This window comes from Streptococcus sp. 27098_8_51 (genome assembly GCF_041432205.1).
Lineage (GTDB): Bacteria > Bacillota > Bacilli > Lactobacillales > Streptococcaceae > Streptococcus.
The window spans coordinates 1-1,211 of record NZ_JAPVZE010000028.1; the positions used below are offsets into that span (position 1 = coordinate 1).

The following is a 1,211-nucleotide window of genomic DNA, read 5'->3' on the forward strand; positions in this document are numbered from 1 at the left end:
ACCCATTTACCATTAGAGACTGTTCAGACAGCTCTTCAAGAGGCAGATTTGATTTAAAAATTAATAAAAATAAATGGTTTAGAAAGCTTTTTAAACCGTTTTTTGATATAATAAGAAGAATAAATTGAAAGAAGGAACTCAGAAAATGGGAAAAATTGAAGTCATTAATCATCCACTCATTCAACACAAATTGTCAATCTTGCGACGTACAGATACTTCTACAAAAGCTTTTCGTGAGCTAGTAGATGAGATTGCGATGTTGATGGGATATGAAGTACTTCGTGATCTTCCACTTGAAGACGTGGAAATCGAAACACCTATCACAAAGACAGTTCAAAAACAATTGGCTGGGAAAAAATTGGCTATTGTCCCAATCTTGCGTGCAGGTATCGGGATGGTAGATGGCCTCTTGAGCTTGGTTCCAGCAGCCAAAGTTGGTCATATCGGTATGTACCGTGATGAAGAAACCCTTCAACCAGTTGAATACTTGGTGAAATTGCCTGAGGATATTGACCAACGTCAAATCTTTGTCGTTGATCCAATGTTGGCAACAGGTGGCTCAGCAATCTTGGCTGTTGACTCCCTTAAAAAACGTGGCGCTTCAAATATCAAGTTTGTCTGCCTAGTATCTGCTCCAGAAGGTGTGAAAGCTCTTCAAGAAGCACACCCAGATGTAGAAATCTTTACAGCAGCCTTGGATGAACGCTTGAACGAACACGGTTATATCGTTCCAGGTCTTGGAGATGCTGGAGACCGCTTGTTCGGTACTAAATAAAATCCCAAAGTAAATAGTGAAACTAGAAGTTCGTTTTTAACTTGAAAGGAGGTTGAGTTTTTGTTTCTGTTTAGAGAATAGAGCAAAAATTTGACCTTTTTTGACCAAGGAGATATAATAGTTCTGTATTGAGTCGTAAGACTAAGAAAATTCAACATTAAAAGGAGAAATGAATGATTCCTGTAGTTATTGAACAAACAAGCCGTGGAGAACGTTCCTATGATATTTACTCTCGTCTTCTGAAAGACCGCATCATCATGCTAACAGGTCCAGTTGAAGACAACATGGCCAACTCCGTTATTGCTCAGTTGCTCTTCTTGGATGCCCAAGACAGCACAAAAGATATTTACCTTTATGTCAACACACCTGGAGGATCTGTTTCAGCTGGTTTGGCAATCGTTGATACTATGAACTTTATCAAGGCTGATGTCCAAAC

Annotated in this window: 1 protein-coding gene and 1 pseudogene; both read left to right on the forward strand. The window is 39.1% G+C overall.

Translation table 11 applies throughout. The annotated features are described in order from the left end of the window. The first annotated feature begins 145 nt into the window (after nucleotides 1-145). Nucleotides 146-775: a uracil phosphoribosyltransferase gene (gene upp, locus O3622_RS09975; RefSeq protein ID WP_000515974.1), complete on the forward strand. Its 630-nt coding sequence runs from the start codon at nucleotides 146-148 to the stop codon at nucleotides 773-775. 173 nt (nucleotides 776-948) lie between these two features. Beyond that, nucleotides 949-1,211: pseudogene (gene clpP / locus O3622_RS09980) on the forward strand (ATP-dependent Clp protease proteolytic subunit ClpP); the annotation flags it as partial.